Source organism: Streptomyces capoamus (assembly GCF_014654935.1).
GTDB classification, from domain to species: Bacteria; Actinomycetota; Actinomycetes; order Streptomycetales; family Streptomycetaceae; genus Streptomyces; species Streptomyces capoamus.
Genome location: NZ_BNBF01000025.1, coordinates 62,500 through 66,870 on the forward strand (window position 1 = coordinate 62,500; position 4,371 = coordinate 66,870).

At 73.7% G+C, this 4,371-nt stretch carries 5 protein-coding genes; 3 read left to right on the plus strand and 2 right to left on the minus strand.

The annotated features are described in order from the left end of the window. The 3 genes from IE312_RS42635 to IE312_RS31050 all read left to right on the plus strand — a co-directional run. Positions 1-293: hypothetical protein (locus IE312_RS42635; RefSeq protein ID WP_229900654.1), on the plus strand; the 293-nt coding region annotated here is incomplete at its 5' end. A 115-nt stretch (positions 294-408) separates the two neighbouring features. Then, on the plus strand, positions 409-657 hold the full coding sequence (locus IE312_RS31045) for an SCO4226 family nickel-binding protein (protein ID WP_189985588.1): 249 nt from the start codon (positions 409-411) through the stop codon (positions 655-657). A gap of 50 nt (positions 658-707) precedes the next feature. Next, complete coding sequence (locus tag IE312_RS31050) at positions 708-917, plus strand: hypothetical protein (RefSeq protein WP_189985589.1); 210 nt, start codon at positions 708-710, stop codon at positions 915-917. A gap of 35 nt (positions 918-952) precedes the next feature. Here the strand turns inward: IE312_RS31050 and IE312_RS31055 are convergent, their stop codons facing one another. After that, complete coding sequence (locus IE312_RS31055; protein WP_189985590.1) at positions 953-2,218, minus strand: MDR family MFS transporter; 1,266 nt, start codon at positions 2,216-2,218, stop codon at positions 953-955. A 78-nt stretch (positions 2,219-2,296) separates the two neighbouring features. After that, the gene (locus IE312_RS43865; protein WP_268254375.1) at positions 2,297-4,336 is read right to left on the minus strand and encodes a stealth family protein; all 2,040 of its coding nucleotides are present in this window, start codon (positions 4,334-4,336) and stop codon (positions 2,297-2,299) included. Positions 4,337-4,371 lie beyond the last annotated feature (35 nt).

The window sequence follows — 4,371 nt, forward strand, 5'->3', positions numbered from 1 at the left end:
GGCTGAGCCAGGGGGCGGCCGGGCCGGGGTCGCCGCGCCGAGCCGGAGGCGAAACGCCTCCGTGCGCCGTTGATGCGCCCGGCGGAACGGGCATGGAATGGGCGAGGGCATCCCTGCCCGAGGTCGAGGAGGATCCCATGGCCGAATCCCCCAGCACCACGCCCGATCCCACGCAGGAGCGCGAGACCGAGCAGCCCGCCGAGATCAGGAGCCTTCCGTTGTTCGGCGCGTGCGGCTGCGGTTCCGGATGCGGCTGCGGGTGCCAGTCGGGCAACCCGTGCCAATGCGGCTGAACGACACCGGGCCGGTGTGAACGGCGTTCACACCGGCCCTTCGCCGTACCGGATGCCCCTGCCGCTCACCGGGCGCAGCATGGACTAGGCACCGGCGAGAACAGGAGGTGCGGTCATGCCCAAGTTCCTGGACATACACCGCGGCATGCAGGGCATCACGGCGGACCAGCTGCAGGAGGCGCACCGGGCCGACCTCGCCATCGAGCAGGACGAGTCCGTGCACTTCGAGCACGCCTGGGCGGACCCGGAGTCGGGCACCGTCTACTGCCTCTCCGACGCCCCCTCGGCCGAGGCGGTCCAGCGCGTCCACGAACGCGCCGGCCACCGCGCGGACGAGGTGCATCCGGTACCGCTGGAGGCGTGAGCACACGAAAACGCGTTGCGGCGGATCCCCTGATCGCCTTCCATCACCCCATGACGGATGGCACCACGGTCGACGTCGTCGACGCACAGATCCTCGACAAGCAGATCATCCTCGGCATCAAGATCCTCCGTGAACACCTCGGCTGCTCGCTCCAGGACGCCCTGAGGGCCTACACCGACCGCTACGAGGTGCTGCGCGAGCAACGGCCGGACGACTTCGTGTGCGGCCGGGACGAGTACTGGGCGGGCTTCTTCTCCTGACGACGACGCCGGTGCCGTCGGCAGGAGCCGCCCGACTACGCCGTCCGGACCGCCGCCCCCTGCTCCGGCTCCGGCTCGGCCTCCACGCCGTCCGGAACCGGGTGCTCCTGCGGCAGGCGGCGCATCAGGACGCCGTAGCCGAGCCCCGCCGCCGTTCCGACGCCCGCGCACATGCCCCACAGCCAGGCCGCGCCGAGGTGGTCGATCACCGCGCCCGACAGCAGCGGGGCGACGAGCGCGGCGACGGACCAGGAGAGGGTGTACACGCCCTGGTAGCGACCGCGGCCGTGGACCGGGGAGAGGCGGACCACCAGCCCGGTCTGGGTCGGGGCGTTGACGATCTCGGCGAGCGTCCACACGCACACGGTGAGCATGAAGACGCCGACCGAACCGGCGAAGGCGGTGAGCCCGAAGCCGTACCCGGCCAGGAGCGAGGAGGCGACCAGCAGGGTGCGCGGGTCACGGTGTTCGATGAACCGGGTGACGGGGATCTGCAGGACGACGATCAGGACGCCGTTGACGGCGATGGCCAGGCCGTAGTCCGCGGGTGAGAACCCGGCCCGGCCCATGGCGACCGGGAGCCCGACCGAGCCCTGCTGGAAGACCAGGGCGACGAGGAAGGACAGCCCGACGACGGCCATGTACCGCCCGTCGCGCAGCACCGTGCCGAGGCTTGCCCGCGCCTGCTCCTGCTTGGCCGAGGGCACGGGGCGTGACTCGGGCAGCTTCGCGAAGACGACGACCGCGCAGACCAGGGTCATGCCCGCCTCGATCAGGAAGCCCGCGCGGTAACTGACCTCGGCGATGAACCCGGCGGCCGTGGAGGAGACCGCGAAGCCGAGGTTGATCGCCCAGTAGTTGAGGGAGAAGGCCCGCACCCGGTCCTCGGGGCGGACGATGTCGGCCATCATCGCCTGCACGGCCGGCCGGGAGGCGTTGGAGGCCATGCCAACGAGGAAGGCGACGCTGGCGATGGCGACCGGGTCGGTCACGAAGCCGAGCAGCGCGACGGAGGCGGCCGTGGCGGTCTGCGCGACGAGCAGCGTGGGCCGCCTGCCGAGCCGGTCGGCCATCACGCCGCCGGCCAGCGAGGAGACGACCCCGCCGAGCCCGTGCAGGGACGCGACGAGACCGGCGTACGAAGCCGAGTACCCGCGGTCGAGGGTCAGGTAGAGGGCCATGAACGTGGCCACGAAAGCACCCAGCCGGTTGACCAGGGTGCTGGTCCACAGCCACCAGAACGCGCGGGGCAGTCCGGAGACGGATTCGCGGACGGCACGTCTCACACGGGCTGGTGACATCGAGGATCCCCCACGTTCGGTAAGCGGCTCAGCCAGACAGCACAACTTACAAACGGGCGCCTCGGGGGCGCCACCCGATTAACGGACGGCGTCAATCCGGCGGCGGGCGGACGCGCGGCGCGACGGGCGGCGCCGCACGGGCGCCTCCCGTCCCGCCGCCGGGTACGACGGGGTCCGGGCCGCCCGCTCGAAGCGGCTCGGGAACGGATACTTCCGCTCCAGGAAGGCACGGATGGCCGTCTGCGCCGCCGCACGGTCCGCCGGGGCGGTGTCCACGTCGTTGAGGCAGAAGAAGTCCACGTCCTCACCGGCGGCGAGGCGCGCCAGGCGGCGCCGCATGTCGGGGGTGCCGAGCTGGACGTACCGGAAGTTGTACTCGGCCGGCACCGCCCGGCCCGTCGCGATCGCCCAGTGGTGGTGCAGCGTGGACGCGGGCGCCACGTCGGTGGTGGCCCGGAACCGCGAGTACGACGTCCGCTCCAGCTCCTCGATGCCCAGGTCCTCCATCTCCCGCATGACCGACAGCAGTTGCGGGTGCGGGGTGTGCAGGGACTTGTGCGTGACGTACCGGCCGTGGAAGCGCCGGATCACCTCGCGGGCGTTCTTCCCGGCCGAGTTCGGCGCCGGTTCCAGCGGGTGCGGGGCGCCGACCCCGAGCTTGAGCGGGGACAGCGGGATGCGGGCGATGCCGTTGCCGTGGAAGAAGTGCTCGGCCCGCACCGGGCGGTTGATGAAGACGTCGTCGTTGAAGTAGAGGTAGTGCTCCGACAGGCCCGGGATGTGGTGCAGCCGGCTCTCGATCGCGTGCGAGTTGAAGACGGGCAGCGCGTCGGCCGGGAGGATGTCCCGGTGGTCGACCACGGTCAGGCCGGCCGCGTCGGGGTCCAGCCAGGACGGTACCTGCGCGTCGGTCACCAGGTAGACGTTGCGGATGAAACCGGCGTACATCTCCAGCGACCGCAGCGCGTACCTGAGTTCGTCGTGACTGGTGTACCGGGAGGCGCCGGTCTCGCGCGCGGCGATGACGTTGTCGGAGAGCGCCTGGTGGGCCCGGCGCTTCACGGCCATCACCGGGTCGTCCCCGTCGACCCACGTGTACACGGCGTCGACCGGGAAGCAGACCTGGTCGATCCCGGGCTCGGCGAACGCCGCGAACGTCGGCACGGGCCGCGGGTACGGCTGCCGGCCCGCCCCCGGCGCCGCCCCCGTCGCCGTACCCGGGCCCGCCCCCGTCGCCGTACCCGGGACCGCCCCCGTCGCCGCACCCGGGACCGCCGCCGTACCCGTACCCGGGACCGCCGCCCCTGCCCCCGCCCCCGGCGCCGGCGCCGCGCGCTGCTCCGGCATCACGACCAGGGGCCGGTCCGGCGTCGCACGCGGGCCCTGGTCCGCGACCGCGGCCGGCTGCAGGGCCTGCGCCGGCAGCACCTCGGACACGGCGTTGCGGCGCGGGGCGACCAGCGCCGGCCCGAAGTCCTCCCGCAGCCGGGTCCCCGGCACCGTCAGGTGCGCCGGATCCGCGCCCAGCTCCCGCCCGTACCGCCAGAACTCGATGTCACAGCCCGCGTCCAGCCCGTCGAGCACCTGCCCGCCGGGCCCCAGCCGCACCAGTCCGGTCCGCAGCACCGGGGCCGAGCGCAGCGCCCGCGGCAGCCGGCCGTCGGCCCACAGCACCGCGCCGGTCACCGTACCGTCCGCCCCCACCGCACCCACGTACACCGCGGTGCGGGCGAAGTGCCGCCGCGCCCGGTCGAGGACCGCGCCACGGTACGACTCCGCCACCCCGACCACCGGCCGCGGCACCCCGGGCCCCTGCTCGGCGGGGACCAGGAAGTACGGCACGCCCGCCGACTCCAGCACGGCGCGGACCTGCTCCAGGTCCGCCGCGGCGGCCTCCGCCGCGGTGTAGCCGGCGACCGTCCGCCCGTACAGCCGTACCGGTCCGCACCCGACCCGGCGCAGCCCCGGGACGGCGGCGCGCAGCCGGCGGCGGGCCGGGGCGGCGCGCAGCGCCCAGAGGCGGGCCGACAGCCACACCACGAGGCGCACCAGGAGGTCCCGGACGGCCCGCAGTCCCGGCGCCGGCGCCGGGAGACGGTGACGGAGGTCGATGGCCATGGCCGCGGCCCGTCAGCTCTGCTTCTCGAAGGGGC